Consider the following 17576-nt stretch of genomic DNA (forward strand, 5'->3'; position numbering starts at 1 on the left):
TCAGTGGGCGACGCCTGCGGCGCCGTGTTCGTCGATGAGGTGGCCGGTGTGGAAGCGGTCCACGGTGAAGGATCTGGCGAGCGCATTGGGTTCGCCCTGGGCCAGCATGTCGGCAAAGACATGGCCCGAACCCGGCGTGGCCTTGAAGCCGCCGGTGCCCCAGCCGCAGTTGAAGAACAGGCCTTGGACTGCCGTCTTGGAAATGATCGGGCAGGCGTCGGGCGTCACGTCCACAATGCCGCCCCATTGGCGGTTCATGCGCACGCGGGAGAACTGGGGGAACAGCTCGATGATGGCGGCCGCCGTGTGCTCGATCACGTGCGGGCTGCCGCGCTGGCCGTAGCCCAGGTAGCTGTCGATGCCGGCGCCTATCACCAGCTCGCCCTTGTCCGACTGGCTCAGGTAGCCGTGGACCGCGTTGGACATGATCACGGTGTCGATCACGCGCTGCATCGATTCGGACACAAAGGCCTGCAGCGGATGGCTTTCGAGCGGCATGCGCAGGCCGGCCATTTTGGCCAGCACCGATGAATGGCCGGCGGCCACGCAGCCCACACGGTCGGTTTTCACCATGCCCAGGTTGGTTTGCAGGCCGCGGATCTTGCCGCCGGAGATGTCCATGCCGGTGACTTCGCAGCCCTCGATCAGGTCCACGCCCAGGCGGCTGGCGGCACGGGCAAAACCGCGCGCCACGGCGTCGTGGTGGGCGATGCCGGCGCGCGGCTGCCAGCTGGCGCCCAGCACCGGGTAGCGGCGGCTGCGGCTGCAGTCCAGCTGGGGAATCTTTTCCTTCACTTCCCGCGCGTTCAGCACATGGGCGTCTATGCCTTGCAGCGCATTGGCGTTGACCCGGCGCTCGATATCGCGCATGTCCTGCAGGGTGTGGCCCAGGTTGAACACGCCGCGCTGGCTGAACATCACGTTGAAGTTCAGGTCTTCGGTCAGGCCTTCCCACAGCTTGAGCGAGTGCTCATAGATCGCCGCCGACTCGTCCCACAGGTAGTTGGAGCGCACGATGGTGGTGTTGCGCGCGGTGTTGCCGCCGCCCAGGTAGCCCTTTTCCAGCACCGCGATGCGCCCGACCTGGGGATGGTTTTTGGCCAGGTAATAGGCCGTGGCCAGGCCGTGCCCGCCGCCGCCGACGATCACCACGTCGTAGGACGGCTTCAAGGCCACCCGTTCCCAGGCGGGTTCCCAGGTCTGGTGGTTTTTGAAGCCATGCTTGAGCAGGCTCCAGAGAGAGTAGTTTTGGCCGCGCATAGTCGCTTGTGGGGAGGTCCAATGAATCTGCGCTCATTGTTGGATTTCCCAGATGCGCGAACTTGCGCCCGGCAGACGCACACTTGTTCAAATCCGACATGGTGTCGGGTCTGGTTATCCCTGGGAGGTAGCGGGCAAGGCCGGCGAATACTTGGAAATGGGTCTGTGGCCGCGCGTGCCCTCTTCGGGTCACAGCCGGCCGGAATAGGCTCAAGGCTACGTCGGTACGGTGATCTGAGGGGAATGGCGTTGCCGCCGGCCCGGGGTGTCCGCGTGATTCCTGCTCGCGTCCGGTCGGCCGGGCTGGAAGGGGGGCCGAGGTCTTGGTACCACCAACAGGAATCGAGCCTGCGCTGAGTGACGGCTACTCGATGGAAGGGTTGGGCCTACCTCTTCGCGCGAAGATCACGTATGTAGGCCAGTTCATTTAGCGCGACTTTGTTGGCTGGCTCGATTTTGAGAGAGTCGTTAAACACAGCTTCAGCCTCATCCAACTTACTGAGCTCGATCAGTGCGAAGCCTATACCGCGAAGCGCCGCGGCTTGAAATGGCCGCTGAGACTGATATCGAGTGGAAAGCGAGAGGGCCTTCTTATACGCAGCCAGTGCGTTTTCTGGTTGGCCTAGCTGGTTCAGGATGTAACCTCTCTCCGCTGCTGTGCCGGCCGAAGCGGGTGCGATTTTTTCGATGGTTGCCAAGATCGAAAGCGCCGTCGGGAACTCTCGTTTATCTGCTGCGATGAATGCCTTCATCTGAAGGGTCTCTTTGTAGCCCCAATCGATCCATTCAAATTGCTCGGGTGCGCTTTGTTTGAACTCCAGATATTCTTCCTTTGACTGGAAGGAGTATTGGCGCATCTTGCGATCGAAAGATGCTTCAAATTTCTCTTGGAGCTCAATGGCCTTCCGTTCGGCATCTGATAGACGTTTTGCCCGAACCAGTGCAACCAGATCATTGACTTGGTCGCGCAACTGCGAGCCCTTTGCACTATGCGCAAACCCCTGAAATGGAGTAGCCACCGTCTCTCCGACCTTTTGAGCTTGTGCGACGGGCAATACGGCACAAATGGTCAGTGCGACGAGTACGAGTTGGCGCTTCATTGGAGACTCCCGGGCGGTTGCCAGATTTGCATGGGGAATATTGGTGAAATAAGCAGAATATGCTTGGCTTGCCAGCCTTAAGAACCTGCAAGGTCCTGGTACCACCAACAGGAATCGAACCTGTATCTAGCGCTTAGGAGGCACTCGTTCTATCCATTGAACTATGGCGGCACTTCTCGGGGAGAAGCCGTGATTGTATTCGGTGGCGGGAGCCAGTTCCGGGCCACCGGAACCGGCCTTAGTCGTAGGGCACGGTGAAGATCAAATCCACCGCGCTTTGCTGGCCGGCCTGGGCGCGCACGGTGAAGCGTTGCGACAGGTCGTAGAACACGTACAGGGTGCCAAGTGCGCCCGAGATGGTGCGCTCGTAAGCCGCGTAAAAATTGCGCGAAAACCGTTTGCCCAGGGTCAGGGCGCTTTCGGTGGTGCTGCCGTCGGTGTTGCTGGATGCGCCGCGGTAAGACAGCTCATCGAGGCCCAGCGAGGCGGCCAAGCCGCCCGACATGCCGCCTCCGCCTTTGCTGCCCAGCAGGGCCAGGGCCGCCTGTTGCAGCATGGCGGCCTCGGCGCCGCCGGATGCGGAGGAGCGCCCCACCACCAGCCAGGAGAGTTTTTCGGCGTCGGGCAGTTCGGGCTGGGCATACAGGCGCACGCGCGGCAGCAAGGCGGTGCCGGTGATCTGTACGCCCACACGCTGCGTGAGGTTGGGGCGTATGGCCAGGATGTCGAGAGCCGGGTTGTCGATGGGGCCGGTAAAGCGCAGCATGCCTTGCTCCACGTCCAGGCGCTGGCCGTAGGCGCGGTACTGGCCGCCTGCCGTGTTGATGGTGCCGTTGAGCCGGGGCTCGCGCAGGTTGTCGCCGCTCAGCGCCAGGGTGCCGCGCACGCGTGTGTCTATGCCCTTGCCCTGGATGCGGAAGTCGCGGCCCAGGTCGAGTTCCACGGCCAGCTTGACGGGACGCGCGTCGCGGTCGGTGGTGTCGGCGCTGGTCTGCGCGGGGGCCTTCTGGCCGGCCGCCGCGCCGCGTGTGCTGCGCACCACCACGTCGTCGCCCAGCTGGGGCGTGCCTTCGTCGGGCAGGATGATGCGGGCCTGGTCGACCAGCAGCTTGCCGGTGAGTTCGCTTTGGACACCCTTGAGGCCGGCCTGGATGTCGCCGGAGACGGTGATCTGCCGGTCTGTGCGTATGCTGGCGCGCAGGCGCTCGATTTTCGCGCTGAGTTGCACCTGCGGCTTGCCGTCGACCCAGCCGGCTTCGCCCTGCGCCGTGAGTATGCCGCCCGTGCCCTTGTCGCCCGCGCCTTGCAGCGTGAACTCGTTGATGCGCATGCGGGTGCCGTCGAGTTTGGCGCGCAGCCGGCCGTTGCCGAATTCAATGCCGTCGACCACCGAGCGCAGCGCCAGGTCATCGGCCTGCAAATCGCCGGCCAGTTGCGGCGCGGCGCGTGTGCCGCTGATGGCGACGTCGGCGCCCAGCGAGCCACGCAGCCGCCAGCCGGGCGGCGCCAGCACCGACCACACGCCTATGCGCGGCAGCTGTGCGCGCAGCTGGCCGGCCAGGGGCGCATCCGCGGGCCAGAGCCAGCCGCCGCCGGCCGCGGCGGGCGCGCGCGCCAGGCGTGTGCGCAGCTGGCCCTCGGCCGTGCCGGCGCGCTCGCTGTCCCAACGCAGGGCCAGGGTGACGGCTTCGCCTTCGCTTTGCAAGGAGAGCCGCGCTTCCTTGACGCCGGCCGCGACGCGCGCCGAGGTGCCTTGCGCGGTTTCGGCCTGTACCGTGATGTCGCCGCTGCTGCGCGCGAGGCTGGCTTTGAGGCGCAGGGTATCGCCCAGCGTGGCGTCCCAGTCGCCGTCCAGCAGCAGGGTGCCGCCCAGGCCGGCGCCGGCCATTTGCGGGCCGGCGAACAGTTCTATCCAGGCCAGGGGCAGGCCGCTGAGTTTGCCGGCGGTGACAAGTTCGCGGCCCGGCCGCCAGCGCAGCGGCTGCCAGGCGAGTGTGGCCTGCGAGGGGGTGGAGGCGCCCGAAGCGCCCGAAGCACCCGAAGCCGGTGCGATCAGCAGCGCCTCGCCGGCGCCGCTTTCAAACGCGCCGCCGTTGCGCGCGGGTGTCCATTTGAGCGGCACGCCGCCGCGCGTCTTGAGCTGCCAGGCGCCTGTGCCGAGCGCGGGGTCTTGCACGCCGAGGCTCAGTTGCTGCATCAGGCCTTGCCAGGGCGATTCGGCCAGCGGCGTGCTGCGCGCCGCACCACCTCGCCCGCCCTGGGCCGCGAGCTGCAATGTGTAGCGGCGCGTGCCGGCTTCCAGGCGGCCCTGGGCGTTGAGCTGGGCCTGGCTCAGGCGGCCCGAGAGGGTGGCCTGCAAGGCGCGGACCTTGAAGGCCTCGGTATCCGCCGCGGCCATGCGCCAGTCGAGGGATGGCAGCTCCAGCCGCGCCTGCAGGTCCGGGTCCTGCCAGCCGCCTTGCCAGCTCGCCTGCAGCTCGGCGCTGCCGGTGGCCGCGGCGGATTTCAGCGCGCCTGGCATGCCGGGCAGCTTTTGCAGCCAGCGCAGGGCTTGGGCCATGTCGCGGCCGCGCAGGCTCAATTCGCCTTTGCCGCTGGCGGGACGCAGCTCGCCTTGCACCTGCGCGTCCAGTCCGGGCGCGCTGAGCACCAGCTTGCCTTTGCCGGCTTGCGCTGCGGGTTGGGCCTCAAGGTTTCCGTTCAGTTCAGCATCGTCGCTGCGCACGCGCAGGGCCGAGAGTAGCAGGGTGCCGCCGGCTTGCTCGCCATTCCAGCTGCCGGTGGCGCTGGCGTCGCGCAGCCGCAGCGCGCCCAGGGGGTTGTTCTTCGCGGCCGCATCGTTGCGCGCCGCCTGCAGGTTGGCCTCAAACGCAATGGCGGTGCCTTGGCTGTGGGCCTGGGCCTTGCCGTCCAGCGGCAGCGGCGCGAGCTGGCTGTGCAAGAGGGCGGGGTTGACCTGTTGCAGGCTGGCCTGCATTTTCCAGGCGGGGGTTTTGGCGCTGGCGGGCGAGGCAGGCGCATCGGCCCATTCACCGCTGGCCAGCAGTTCGCCGCCGCCCAGCCTGGCCTTGAGTGTGCGCACCAGGGCCGCGCCGCCGCGCCATTCGCCCTGGGCGTCTAGGCGCTCCAGCGGCAGCTTGTGCTGGTCCCAGGGGCCGGGCTGGCTGTTGCTGAGCTGCAGCTGCAGGCCCCATGCGGAAGCGGATGACACCGGCGCGCTGTCCGCCGGCCGCACGCTGGCGCTGCCTGTGAGCTGGGTTTGCGGGCCGTCAGGCCAGAAGGCGGCGACGTCGAGGTCGCGAAATGTCGCATCGGCCTGCGGCAGTGGTTGCGCGGCCCAGGGCATGACACGGGCCGTGGCATTGGCTTGGGGACGCGGCTGGTTTTTTTGCGCGGCGGCATTCTGCATCTGCAGCTCGGCCTTGAGCAGCAGTTCGGTGAGTGGGCCGCTGGCTGTTGCCTTGAAGGCCAGTGGCACCCTGGTCTTGCCGCCGGGCAGGGCTGCATCGAGCGCGCCGTTAAGGCTGGCATCAAGCTGCAGCTTGCCGTGCGCGGCCAACGTGGCCTTGCCGCTGTAACGGCCTTGCGCGACCTGCGCGCCCAGCAGTTCAAGCTGGTGCGAGAAGCCGTTGAAAGAATAATTTCCGCGTAGGCCCGATGCGGAAAATTCCGCGCCGCCATGCCACTGAAATTGCCCGACGGAAAAGCCTTCGAGCAGCACCGGCAGCGGCAGCCCGAGCGCCGAGGGCGGCACCGAGGGCTCGGTGGAGGGCGGGCGCTGGTCGTCGACCCGCACGCTGGCGGCCGCCAGGCGGTTGACCTTGAGTGTGCCCTGCAGCAGCGACCAGGGTTGCCAGGCCAGCGTGAGCTCGCGCAGGTCCACACGCAAGCCGTTTTGTTGCCAGACCAGTTGCTCAATGCGGCCGCCGGCGCGCAAGGAGCCTGTGACGCCTTCGGCGCTCAGCGGCTGCGAGCGCGCGATCCAGCCCAGCGCGGTGGCCAGCGAGCCATCGGTGCCGGCCCACCACCAGGCGCCGCCCGTCGCGGCGACGGCCAGGGCCACGACGCTGCCCGCGGCCCAGGCCGCGGCGCGCAGCCGGCGCCGCGGCGGGCGCGAGGGCGATTCGGCTTGGGTGGGTGTGGTGGAGGTATCCATCAGAAAACAAATCCCACGCTGACGTGCAGGCGCAGCTGCTTGGCTTTGACGCCGTAGGCCACATCCATCTGCAGCGGGCCTATGGGGCTTCGCCAGCGCACGCCTGTGCCTATGCCGACGGAGGGTTTCATGTCCTTGGGGTTGTCGGCCACGGCGCCCGCGTCGATGAAAAAAGTGTTCTCCCACTCGCTGGGCCGGCCGTCACGCAGCAGGGGGCGCTGGTATTCGACGCTGCCCACGGCCATGTAGCGGCCCGGCCCGATCACGCCGTTGTCCAGCTTGATGCCGATGTCGCGGTAGCCGTAGCCGCGCACCGTGGTGTCGCCGCCGGTGCGAAACAGCAGGGTGCCGGGAATGCGGGCGGAGTCTTTCGCCATCACCGCGCCGCCCTCGGCGCGCATCGCGATGCGGCCGCGCTCCAGCGGCACAATGCCCAGCCAGCGGCCCACGGCGCGTGTGAAGGGCAGGTGCTGCGTGCCCATGGTGCTGCCGCCGCCGAGTTCAAAACCCAGGCCGTAGCCCTTGTTGGGGAAGGGCAGGCTGTCGAAATAACGGCCGGTCCAGACATAGTTGACCGACAGGGCCGAGCCGTCGCCGATGTCTGCGGCGCTGCTGTTGAGCTGGCCGCTGCCGCTGACGCTGGCCCTGTCGTACTGCACATACATATTGCGGTCTATGCGCTCGCCGGCCTGGGTGCGGCCAAAGCGCAGGCGGCTGGAGCGCGTGACCAGGTCGTCATCGTCGACACGCTCGGCGCGCGCCAGCGCCACCCAGCGCCAGTTGGACTCGTCGGGAATGGAGGTCCATTCGGTCTGCGCATAAGGCGCCTTCTTTTCGAGCTGCAGCTTGGTGACGGCGCGCCAGTTGGTGCCCGGCACGCGCTGGTGGGTGTGCTCGACGGAGGCGCGCGGGCCGCTGTCGGTGGTCACGCCCACGCCCAGGATGACTTTTTGCAGCTTGGCCTCGCGCACCTGGACCTGCACGGGCGCGGCGTTCGGGTCGCTTTCGGGATCGACAAAGATATAGGCCGAATCGAAGTAGCCGCTGGAGGCCAGTCGCAGCTGTGCCTCGTTCAGCTGGTTCTGGTCGTAAGGCGTGCCCGGCGTCAGGCGCGCCAGGCGCGGCACCAGCACCGGGTCGTAGCGCTCCACGCCGCTGACTTGCAGCGGGCCCAGGCGGTAGAGCGGGCCGGAGTCCAGCTTGAGGCTGAGTGCCGCGCTGTTGGTGGGCGCGTCCACGTCGGCCAGGCTGTCGGCCAGCTTGCCGGCCGGGTAGCGGCGGGCCACCAGTTCGCGCAGGGCCTGGGTCTTGGCGCCGTCCCAGGTGTCCTGGGTGAAGCGCTGGCCCGCGGGCAGGCGCCAGTCGCGTTCTATCCCGGCGCGCTGGGCTTTGGCGTCCGGGTCGGGGGAGTCGGCGATGTCGCCCGCGAAATCAATCGCCACCCCGCCCACGATGGTGGCCTGCCCGGGCTCCACGGCGACCACAATGGTCGGCTTCTGGCCGGCCGCGCCTTCGCGTGTGATGTTGATGCTGGGGCTGAAGTAGCCCAGCGTGCCGGCCAGGTTGCGCACATTGCGCTCGGCCAGCACGATGAGGCGCGCGAGTTCGGCCTCGTCGAGGTCGGTCACCGCGCGGTAGCGCTGCAGCTCCAGGTGTTTGTCGAGCAGGTCCTTGAGGGGCTGCGGCGCGCGCACCGCGATGTCGAAAGCCGTGACTTCGGGCTGGGCGCTGGTCGGGCCCGTCGCGCCCTCGGGTGTGGGCCCGGGTGAGACTTTTTCAGGCGGCGGTGGCGGGGCGGGTGCGGTCTGCGTGACGCTGGAAGGCGGTGTTGTGCTGTCCGCGGGCGCAGCTGTTTGCGCGCCGGCCAAGGGCGCCAGCAGGATCGCAAAGAGGGCGAAAGCAGCGCCCGGGGTGGCCTTCCGTGCGCAGTGCTTACTGTGGATGCTGGGAGGGGTCACGGGGGCAGTTTACTTGAGCGCTCCCATGCTCAAGCGTAGGAGGCAGTCTCTTATTTGGAGAGCATCCGCATGGCTTCCTCAAGCCCTTTGATGGTCAGCGGGTACATGCGCTGGTTGACCAACTGCTGGATCACGCCAATGCTTTGGCGGTATTGCCAGACGCCTTGCGGTTCGGGGTTGATCCAGGCGAACTTGGGGAAGGCGTTGGTCAGGCGCTGCATCCATTCGGCGCCGGCTTCTTCGTTGTTGTATTCCACGCTGCCGCCGGGCTGCAGGATTTCATAGGGGCTCATGGTCGCGTCACCGACGAAAATGAGTTTGTAGTCCTTGTTGTACTTGCGGATGATGTCCCAGGTCGGGAATTTTTCGCTGAAGCGGCGGCGGTTGTTCTTCCACATGAAGTCGTAAACGCAGTTGTGGAAGTAATAAAACTCCAGGTGCTTGAACTCGGCTTTCACGGCCGAGAACATTTCCTCGACGCGGTGTATGTGTTCGTCCATGGTGCCGCCCACGTCCATGAGCAGCAGCACCTTCACGTTGTTGTGGCGCTCGGGCACCATCTTGATGTCCAGCCAGCCGGCATTGGCCGCAGTGGAGCGGATCGTGTCGTCCAGGTCCAGTTCCTCGGCATTGCCCTGGCGCGCGAACTTGCGCAGCCGGCGCAGCGCGACCTTGATGTTGCGTGTGCCCAGCTCTTGCGTGTCGTCGTAGTCCTTGTAGGCGCGCTGGTCCCAGACTTTCACCGCGCTCTTGTTGCGGCTTTTTTCCTGGCCTATGCGTATGCCCTGCGGGTTGAAGCCGTTGGCGCCGAAGGGCGAGGTGCCACCCGTGCCTATCCATTTGCTGCCGCCTTCGTGGCGTTCCTTCTGTTCCTCAAAACGCTTTTTGAGCGTTTCCATGAGCTCGTCCCAGCCCATTTTTTCGATCTTGGCTTTTTCCTCGGGGCTCAGTTCAAGCTCCAGGTTCTTGCGCAGCCATTCGAGCGGGATGTCTTTGGTGAAGTCGGCCAGCATCTCGACGCCCTTGAAGTAGGCGGCAAAGGCGCGGTCGAATTTGTCGTAGTTTTTTTCGTCCTTCACGAGCACGGTGCGGCTCAGGTAATAGAAGTCGTCGATCTTCCAGGCGCCTTCACCCTGTTGCCCCTCGAGCTTGTCGCTGTTGGGCCCGACCACGCCGGCCTCCAGCGCTTCCAGCAGCATCAGGTATTCCTTGACGGAGACCGGCAGCTTGGCCGAGCGCAGGGTGTAAAAGAAATCGATGAGCATGGTGAGCTACTCCTTGGCGGTCGGCGCTTCAGGCTCTTGGCTTATCCAGCAAGTACAGCAGTTGCGCTTTGACCTCGGGCCATTCGCCGGCGGCCAGGCTGTACATCACGGTGTCGCGTATGGTGCCGTCGCGGCGCAGCGCATGGCCGCGCAGCACGCCGTCCTTGCGCGCGCCCAGGCGTTCGATGGCGCGCTGCGAGGCGTGGTTGAAGTTGTCGGTGCGCCAGCCCACGATGTTGCAGCCCAGGGTTTCGAAGGCATGCGTGAGCATCAGGAGCTTGCAGGTGGTGTTGACATGGGTGCGCTGGCAGCGCGCGGCGTACCAGGTGTAGCCGATCTCGACGCGCTTGAGGTTGGGCACGATGTCGTGGTAACTCGTGGAGCCCAGCACCTCGCCGCTGGCGTCGTCGGTCACCGCGAAGGCGAAGCGGTTGGCCGTGGCCAGCGCCGTTTCGATGTAGCCGCGGGTTTCATGCGGCTCGGGCACGGAGGTGATGCGCAGCTTCCAGAGCTCGCCGTCGGCGGCCGCGGCCTTGAGGCCGGCCTCGTGTTCCAAAGCGAGGGGCACCAGGCGCACGCCGCGCGCCTGCAGTGTCACGGGTTCGACAAAAGCCATGCTCAGTTCTCTCCTTCGGGTTTTTGCCGCTTCCTCCAGCGCCTGGCCAGCTGCAGGCCCAGGCCGCCGCCCAGGCCCACCAGCACGATGCCGCCTATGGCGGCATTGCCGTAACCGTCCGCAAAAATATCCAGGCCCAGCAGCCGGCCTATCCAGAAGCCCAGCAGGGCGCCGGCTACAAAACCGACCGCATCGGACAGTCCTTCGACCAACAGGGATTTTTGGTTCATGAATCGGTCCTGTGCTTCAGCGATTGTTGCGCTGCATGAAAACCAGCTTCTCGAACAGGGTCACGTCCTGCTCGTTCTTGAGCAGCGCGCCCACCAGCGGCGGCACGGCGACCTTGTCGTCCTTGCTTTGCAGGGCGTCCAGCGGGATGTCCTCGGCGACCAGCAGCTTGAGCCAGTCCAGCAGCTCGCTGGTCGAGGGTTTTTTCTTGAGGCCGGGCAGGTTGCGCACGTCGTAAAACGTTTTCATCGCGGCGGTCAGCAGCTCTTTCTTGAGATCCGGGAAGTGCACGTCCACGATCTGCTTCATGGTGTCGGCGTCGGGGAACTTGATGTAGTGGAAGAAGCAGCGGCGCAAAAACGCGTCGGGCAGTTCTTTTTCGTTGTTGGAGGTGATGAACACCAGCGGGCGGTGCCTGGCCTTGATGAGCTCGCGTGTTTCATACACATAGAACTCCATGCGGTCGATTTCGCGCAGCAGGTCGTTGGGAAATTCGATGTCGGCCTTGTCGATCTCGTCGATCAGCAGCGCCACCGGCGTTTCCGAGGTGAAGGCCTGCCAGAGCACGCCCTTGACGATGTAGTTGTGGATGTCCTTGACCTTCTCGCCGCCGTCCACGGTGGACAGCTGCGAGTCGCGCAGGCGCGACACCGCGTCGTATTCATAGAGGCCCTGCTGCGCCTTGGTGGTGGACTTGATGTGCCATTGCAACAGTGGCAGGCCCAGGGACTGGGCCACTTCCTCGGCCAGCATGGTCTTGCCGGTGCCGGGCTCGCCCTTGACCAGCAGCGGCTTTTTCAGGGCGGCGGCGGCGTTGACGGCGAGCATCAGGTCCTGGGTGGCGACGTAGTTTTTTGAGCCTTGAAATTTCATGTTCTTGGGTCAGGGAGGTGAAGGTGGAGCGGGCTTTTGCGGGGCCTGGCCGGCAACGGGTGCCTGGCCGCGGCGGGCCCAGATATAATCCAAGGTTGTTTTATACGATGAATCCCCACCTGATTGTGCGCGCAAAATGAATAAGCTGTTCACCACGATATTCGCCGTTGCTGTCTCTTGTGCGACGGCTGCCAGCCTGGCCCAGGAGATCAAGGGCGACGCCAAGGCCGGCGAAACCAAGAATGCCATGTGCATAGGCTGCCACGGCATCAAGGGCTACCAGGCCTCTTTCCCCGAGGTCTACAAGGTGCCCATGATTTCCGGCCAGGGCGCCAAATACATCACCGCCGCGCTCAATGAATACAAAAAAGGCGAACGCAAGCACCCGACGATGCGCGCCATCGCCGACTCCCTGACCGACCAGGACATCGCCGACCTCGCCGCCCACTACAGCGCCGACGGCGCGGGCGAGCCGGCCAAGGCCGCCAAGGAGCCCAGCACCGAAGTCAAGGCCCTGCTGGCCAAGGCCAATTGCGCCTCCTGCCACGGCGACAACTTCAGCAAGCCGATTGACCCGGCCTACCCCAAGATCGGCGGCCAGCATGCCGACTACCTGTTCGTGGCGCTCAAGGCCTACAAGACCGAGAACAACCCCAAGGTCGGCCGCGGCAACGCCATCATGGCCGGCATGGCCAAGCAGTACACCAATGCCGAACTCAAGCAGCTGGCCAACTACCTGGCCTCTGTGGACGGCGACCTGAAGACCATTCCGCAGAAGAAATTCCGCTAAGCCGGAATCTCACACACACAAAAAAGCCGCTTCATCAAGCGGCTTTTTTTATGGGTCAATCGCGAGTTGCTCTTCGCTGCACGCAGTCGATATAGGCCGCGCCATCGGGCGGGCGCCCCGCGCGCTGGCTTTCCCAGACCATCTGCCCCAGGCAGTCCATGGTTTCGTGGTGGGCGTCATGCAGGGAGTTGCGCCGGGCCGTCAGCAGTTCCACGGCCTGGCGTATGCCGCGCGGCTGGTCTATGGAGCATTGCTCGCTGATGGACAGGTGCATGGACAGGTGCAGAAACGGGTTGGTCTTGCCGGCTTCCACGTCATACATTTTTTCGAGCGCGGCATCGGCATCGGCAAAATCCGCGTGGTATTCGGGGTGCTCTTCGATCCACTGGCTGGCGATGGTTTCAATCGCCTCCATGGGCTGGCCGGCGCGGGCCTTGGCGTAGACGGAACAGAAGAAGCGCCGGACGTCGGCTTGCGAGGGCGTGAACATGGGCGAAAGCGTATCACGCAGGGGTTTTCCACTGCCGGCGTGTGCCTGTTATCAGTGCTTGGGCCACAGGGGCCGCGGGCTGCGTCCTACAGACAGTTAGCGCGTCCCTGCCTACGCTGCTACCAGCGAGTGGCGCAGTTCCGGGGCGGGGCCACTCCCACCATTGACAGCCCGGCGAGGAGATCGACACCATGAACGCAGCACGCATCACAGGCATAGTCCTGATTGTTTTGGGCCTGGCCGGGTTTTTCACCGGCGGCTTCAGCTTCACCAAGGACACCACGGCCGCCAAGATAGGCCCGATACAGCTGACCGTGAAGGAAAAAGAGTCGGTCAATATTCCGCAGTGGCTGAGCCTGGGGGCTATTGTTCTGGGTGCTGTCGTCCTGGTCGTTGGCTTCAAGAAGTCCTGACCCGCCTCAATTGCGCTGAACGCTAAGTAAGCGCGAGATCGCCTGGGCCGCCTTGAGTAATTGCGGCAGCATGCTCTCCTGCATGGCCTTGGCGCTGGTACGGTTGGCCTGGCCGCTGATATTGAGGGCGGCCACGGTCTGGCCGGCGCGGTTGGTAATCGGCGCCGCCATGGACACCAATCCCTCCTCGAGTTCCTGGTTGACCAGCGACCAGCCCTGCTTGCGCGCCTGCGCGACCTTGGCCGCGAGTTCCTTCACGTCAGTCACGGTGTATTTGGTGCGCGCCTCCAGCGTGGAGGCCTGCAGGCATTTCATGAGTTCGGCCTCGGGCAGGGCCGACAGCAGCATGCGGCCCATGGAGGTGCAATACGCCGGCAGGCGCGAGCCCACGCCCAGGCTGATGCTCATGATCTTGTGCGTGGGCACGCGCAGCACGTAAACAATGTCCGTGCCGTCCAGCACCGCGGCCGAGCAGGACTCCTTGACCTCGGCGACCAGCGCTTCCATCACCGGCTCGGCGAGGTTCCAGATCGGCATGGACGACAGATAGGCAAAACCCAAATCCAGGATGCGCGGCGTGAGGCTGAAGAGCTTGCCGTCGCTGCTGACATAACCCAGCGTTTCCAGCGTCAGCAAGATGCGGCGTGCGCCCGCGCGGCTCAGGCCGCTGCGCCCGGCGACTTCGGTCAACGTCTGGCGCGGCGCGTCCGCGCTGAAGGAGCGTATGACCTCCAGCCCGCGCGCGAAGGACTGCACATAGCCGTCGCCCGGCTTGTGGGCTGTGGTGGGCGTGGATGCGGCGTTTGCCATGGTGAGCGAAATCTCCTAAAATTCATTATACGAACTCTTGTTCTAATGTCGAACAATATTTTGGTGGTGGCCGATGCTTCATTGGCGTGGCCGCCGTTCCTGGAGACGATTCAATGATCAACAAGATTGCCGCTTCCGTCGCCGACGCGCTGGCGGATGTGAAGGACGGCGCCACGGTGCTGATAGGCGGCTTCGGCACCGCGGGCATTCCCAATGAGCTGATCGACGGCCTGATAGCGCAGGGCGCCAAAGACCTCACGGTGGTGAACAACAACGCGGGCAACGCCGAAGTGGGCCTGGCCGCGTTGCTCAAGGCCGGGCGTGTGCGCAAAATCATCTGCAGCTTCCCGCGCCAGGCCGACAGCCAGGTGTTTGACGGCCTGTACCGCAGCGGCAAGCTGGAACTGGAACTGGTGCCGCAGGGCAACCTGGCCGAGCGCATTCGTGCGGCGGGCGCCGGCATAGGCGCCTTCTTTTGCCCCACGGGCTACGGCACCGAGCTGGCCCGCAACGCCGACGGCAGCGCCAAGGAAACCCGCGAAATCAACGGCCGGCAGTATGTGCTGGAAATGCCCATCCACGGCGACGTGGCGCTGATCAAGGCGGAGCGCGGCGACCGCTGGGGCAACCTGACCTACCGCATGGCGGCCCGCAACTTCGGCCCGGTGATGGCGACGGCCGCGAAGAAAACCGTTGCCACCGTGCATGAGATCGCCGAGCTTGGCGAGCTGGATCCCGAGACCATCGTGACGCCGGGCATCTTCGTCCACCACATCGTGAAGATTCAACGCACCGCTACGCAAGCGGGCGGCTTTAAAAAGGCGGCATGACCATGACTTACCAACGCCGCAGCAAGGACCAGCTCGCCGCCCGCGTCGCGCAGGATATTTTTGACGGGGCCGTCGTGAATCTCGGCATAGGCCAGCCCACGCTGGTGGCCAACCATTTGCCGGCCGGCCGCGAGGTCATCCTGCAAAGCGAGAACGGCATCCTGGGCATGGGCCCGGCGCCCGCCGAGGGCCAGGAAGACTACGACCTGATCAACGCCGGCAAACAGCCGGTGACGCTGCTCAAGGGCGGCGCTTTTTTCCACCATGCCGACAGCTTCGCGATGATGCGCGGCGGCCACCTTGACATCTGCGTGCTGGGCGCCTTCCAGGTCTCGGCCACCGGCGACCTGGCCAACTGGAGCACCGGCGAGCCCGGCGCGATTCCGGCCGTGGGCGGCGCCATGGACCTGGCCATAGGCGCGCGGCAGACCTGGGTCATGATGGATTTGCTGACCAAGCAGGGCGCCAGCAAGCTGGTGAGCCAATGCACGTACCCGCTGACCGGCATAGGCTGCGTCAAGCGGGTTTATTCAGACCTGGCGACACTGGAGTGCACACCGCAGGGCCTGAAGCTCATAGACACCGTCGACGGCCTCACGCATGCCGAGCTTGAAAAACTGGTCGGCCTGCCGATCGCGGCCGCCTGACGCCTGGTATTTCCACCCTCTTCGAAAAGACACACCATGACCCAAGCTTTTATCTGCGACGCGATACGCACACCCTTCGGCCGCTACGGCGGCGCGCTCAGCAGTGTGCGCACCGACGACCTGGGCGCGATCCCGCTCAAGGCGCTGATGGCGCGCAACCCGAATGTCGACTGGCAGGCCGTCACCGACGTGATCTACGGCTGCGCCAACCAGGCCGGCGAGGACAACCGCAACGTGGCGCGCATGGCGGCCCTGCTGGCCGGCCTGCCCATGGATGTGCCGGGCGCCACCATCAACCGCCTGTGCGGCTCCGGCCTGGACGCGCTGGGCACGGCCGCGCGCGCCATCAAGTCGGGCGAGGCCAGCTTGATGATCGCCGGCGGCGTGGAAAGCATGAGCCGCGCGCCCTTTGTGATGCCCAAGGCCGAAAGCGCCTTCAGCCGCGCCAACGCGGTCTACGACACGACGATTGGCTGGCGCTTCATCAACAAGCTGATGAAGGAAAAATACGGCGTCGACGCCATGCCCGAGACCGCCGAGAACGTGGCCACCGACTACAAGATCAGCCGCGAAGACCAGGACAAGATGGCGCTGGCCAGCCAGCTCAAGGCCGTGGCCGCGCAAAAGGCCGGCTACTTCGACGCCGAAATCACGCCGGTGACGATTGCCCAGAAAAAGGGCGACCCCATCGTGGTGGGCAAGGACGAGCACCCGCGCGAAACCTCGCTCGAGGCACTGGCCAAGCTCAAGGGTGTGGTGCGGTCCGACGGCACGGTGACCGCCGGCAATGCCAGCGGCGTGAACGACGGCGCCTGCGCGCTGCTGCTGGCCGATGAGGCCACCGCCGCAAAGAATGGCCTCACGCCCAAGGCGCGAGTGGTTGGCATGGCCACGGCCGGTGTCGCGCCGCGCATCATGGGTATAGGCCCCGCGCCCGCTACGCAAAAAGTGCTGGCACTGACCGGCCTCACGATGGCGCAGATGGACGTGATCGAGCTCAACGAAGCCTTTGCCGCGCAAGGCCTGGCCGTGCTGCGTCTGCTGGGTGTGCGGGACGACGACCCGCGCGTCAACCCCAACGGCGGCGCCATCGCGCTGGGCCACCCGCTGGGCGCTTCGGGCGCGCGGCTGGCCACCACGGCGGTCAACCAGCTGCACAAGAGCGGCGGGCGTTATGCGCTGGCCACCATGTGCATAGGCGTGGGGCAGGGCATCGCGGTCATCCTCGAGCGCGTCTGAGCGGCATGAGGCGCTGCTGCCGGATTTGCGGCCGGCGGCTAACATGGCGCCTTTCTTTCCTTGCGCCCGCACACCACGGCCTGGGTAAACCGAAAGACACGCCGTGAGCTTCCCGCTGATCACCGACCCCTTTTTCTACGCCGTGGCGATTCCCGCCGTGCTGATGCTGGGCGTCAGCAAGAGCGGCTTCGGCGCGGGTTTTGGTTCGCTGGCGGTGCCGGTGATGGCGCTGGCCGTCACGGTGCCGCAGGCCGCCGCCATCCTGATGCCGGTGCTGCTGTTGATGGACCTGCTGGGGCTGGCGGCCTTTCGCCGCGACTTCGATTTCAAGTTCCTGAAGTTCCTGGTCCCCTTCGGCCTGCTGGGCACGCTGGTGGGGGCCTTGCTGTTCAGGCTGCTGGACGCCAAGGTCGTTGCGGCCCTGGTGGGAATATTCACCTTGTTGTTTTTGGCGCAGCGCCTGTTGTTCCCGCCGCGGCCCGACAGCCCGCCGCCGCCGCGCTGGCTGGGCGCGATCCTGACGGTGACCTCGGGCTTCACCAGCTTTGTGTCGCATGCCGGCGGGCCGCCGCTGAGCGCCTATGTGATCCCCATGCGCCTCTCCCCGGTGAAGTTCACCGCCACCATGGCGGCCTTCTTTTTTGTCATCAACCTCTCCAAGTGGATTCCTTACGCCTGGCTGGGCCTGCTGGACCTGCGCAATATGGCGACCTCGCTGGCCCTGCTGCCGCTGGCGCCCCTGGGCGTGTGGATGGGTGTGCGCATGGCGCGCAGCATCAGCCCGGTGCTGTTTTACCGTTTGCTCTATCTGGGCATGCTGCTCACGGGGTGCAAGCTGCTCTGGGACGGCTTCCACTGAGCACTCGCCCCTAGCGCGATTCGCCACTCGCGTCCAGAACGG

Annotated in this window: 16 protein-coding genes and 1 tRNA gene; 6 read left to right on the plus strand and 11 right to left on the minus strand. The window is 65.5% G+C overall.

Features of this window, described 5'->3' with window-relative positions; translation table 11 throughout:
- The 9 genes from BLQ85_RS10205 to BLQ85_RS10245 form a co-directional block, all read right to left on the minus strand.
- On the minus strand, positions 1–1260 hold the full coding sequence (locus BLQ85_RS10205) for a sarcosine oxidase subunit beta family protein (RefSeq protein WP_074576484.1): 1260 nt from the start codon (positions 1258–1260) through the stop codon (positions 1–3).
- Positions 1261–1646: 386 nt separating this feature from the next.
- Positions 1647–2360, minus strand: a complete 714-nt coding sequence (locus tag BLQ85_RS10210; RefSeq protein WP_074576486.1) for a tetratricopeptide repeat protein — start codon at positions 2358–2360, stop codon at positions 1647–1649.
- Between the two features lie 96 nt (positions 2361–2456).
- Positions 2457–2531 (minus strand) — tRNA-Arg (locus BLQ85_RS10215).
- 67 nt (positions 2532–2598) lie between these two features.
- Positions 2599–6516 (minus strand): translocation/assembly module TamB domain-containing protein, encoded by a 3918-nt coding sequence (locus BLQ85_RS10220; protein WP_074576488.1) that lies wholly within the window; start codon positions 6514–6516, stop codon positions 2599–2601.
- A complete protein-coding gene (locus tag BLQ85_RS10225; RefSeq protein WP_254806401.1) occupies positions 6516–8474 on the minus strand; it encodes an autotransporter assembly complex protein TamA in 1959 nt (652 codons plus the stop codon). The genes BLQ85_RS10220 and BLQ85_RS10225 overlap by 1 nt, the downstream gene beginning before the upstream one ends.
- A gap of 50 nt (positions 8475–8524) precedes the next feature.
- Entirely contained in the window at positions 8525–9739 is a 1215-nt protein-coding gene (locus BLQ85_RS10230; RefSeq protein ID WP_074576492.1) for a vWA domain-containing protein, read from the minus strand.
- 28 nt (positions 9740–9767) lie between these two features.
- A complete protein-coding gene (locus BLQ85_RS10235; RefSeq protein ID WP_074576494.1) occupies positions 9768–10355 on the minus strand; it encodes a GNAT family N-acetyltransferase in 588 nt (195 codons plus the stop codon).
- Between the two features lie 2 nt (positions 10356–10357).
- Positions 10358–10585, minus strand: coding sequence for a hypothetical protein (locus BLQ85_RS10240; RefSeq protein WP_074576496.1), 228 nt, complete (start codon positions 10583–10585; stop codon positions 10358–10360).
- A gap of 16 nt (positions 10586–10601) precedes the next feature.
- Complete coding sequence (locus BLQ85_RS10245; protein WP_007863108.1) at positions 10602–11456, minus strand: AAA family ATPase; 855 nt, start codon at positions 11454–11456, stop codon at positions 10602–10604.
- A 136-nt stretch (positions 11457–11592) separates the two neighbouring features.
- Here BLQ85_RS10245 and BLQ85_RS10250 point away from each other — a divergent pair, with 136 nt between their 5' ends.
- Positions 11593–12246 carry a c-type cytochrome gene (locus BLQ85_RS10250; RefSeq protein ID WP_074576499.1) on the plus strand — a complete coding sequence of 218 codons (654 nt, stop codon included), beginning with the start codon at positions 11593–11595 and terminating at the stop codon, positions 12244–12246.
- Positions 12247–12301: 55 nt separating this feature from the next.
- Here BLQ85_RS10250 and BLQ85_RS10255 read toward each other — a convergent pair whose 3' ends face one another.
- A complete protein-coding gene (locus tag BLQ85_RS10255; RefSeq protein WP_074576501.1) occupies positions 12302–12736 on the minus strand; it encodes a DUF1841 family protein in 435 nt (144 codons plus the stop codon).
- A 191-nt stretch (positions 12737–12927) separates the two neighbouring features.
- Here BLQ85_RS10255 and BLQ85_RS10260 point away from each other — a divergent pair, with 191 nt between their 5' ends.
- Positions 12928–13149, plus strand: coding sequence for a hypothetical protein (locus BLQ85_RS10260; RefSeq protein WP_074576503.1), 222 nt, complete (start codon positions 12928–12930; stop codon positions 13147–13149).
- A gap of 6 nt (positions 13150–13155) precedes the next feature.
- Here the strand turns inward: BLQ85_RS10260 and BLQ85_RS10265 are convergent, their stop codons facing one another.
- The gene (locus BLQ85_RS10265; RefSeq protein ID WP_074576505.1) at positions 13156–13959 is read right to left on the minus strand and encodes an IclR family transcriptional regulator; all 804 of its coding nucleotides are present in this window, start codon (positions 13957–13959) and stop codon (positions 13156–13158) included.
- A gap of 113 nt (positions 13960–14072) precedes the next feature.
- On the opposite strand from BLQ85_RS10265, the gene BLQ85_RS10270 reads away from it, so the two are divergent.
- The 4 genes from BLQ85_RS10270 (at position 14073) to BLQ85_RS10285 (ending at position 17534) form a co-directional block, all read left to right on the plus strand.
- Complete coding sequence (locus BLQ85_RS10270) at positions 14073–14789, plus strand: 3-oxoacid CoA-transferase subunit A (protein ID WP_074576507.1); 717 nt, start codon at positions 14073–14075, stop codon at positions 14787–14789.
- On the plus strand, positions 14786–15436 hold the full coding sequence (locus tag BLQ85_RS10275) for a 3-oxoacid CoA-transferase subunit B (RefSeq protein ID WP_007863118.1): 651 nt from the start codon (positions 14786–14788) through the stop codon (positions 15434–15436). Before BLQ85_RS10270 ends, BLQ85_RS10275 begins: the two co-directional genes overlap by 4 nt.
- Before the next feature lie 36 nt (positions 15437–15472).
- Complete coding sequence (gene pcaF, locus BLQ85_RS10280) at positions 15473–16675, plus strand: 3-oxoadipyl-CoA thiolase (protein WP_074576509.1); 1203 nt, start codon at positions 15473–15475, stop codon at positions 16673–16675.
- 103 nt (positions 16676–16778) lie between these two features.
- On the plus strand, positions 16779–17534 hold the full coding sequence (locus tag BLQ85_RS10285; protein WP_074576511.1) for a sulfite exporter TauE/SafE family protein: 756 nt from the start codon (positions 16779–16781) through the stop codon (positions 17532–17534).
- Positions 17535–17576 lie beyond the last annotated feature (42 nt).

Origin of the sequence: Polaromonas sp. JS666 (assembly GCF_900103405.1) — a bacterium.
Classification (GTDB): Bacteria; Pseudomonadota; Gammaproteobacteria; order Burkholderiales; family Burkholderiaceae_C; genus Polaromonas.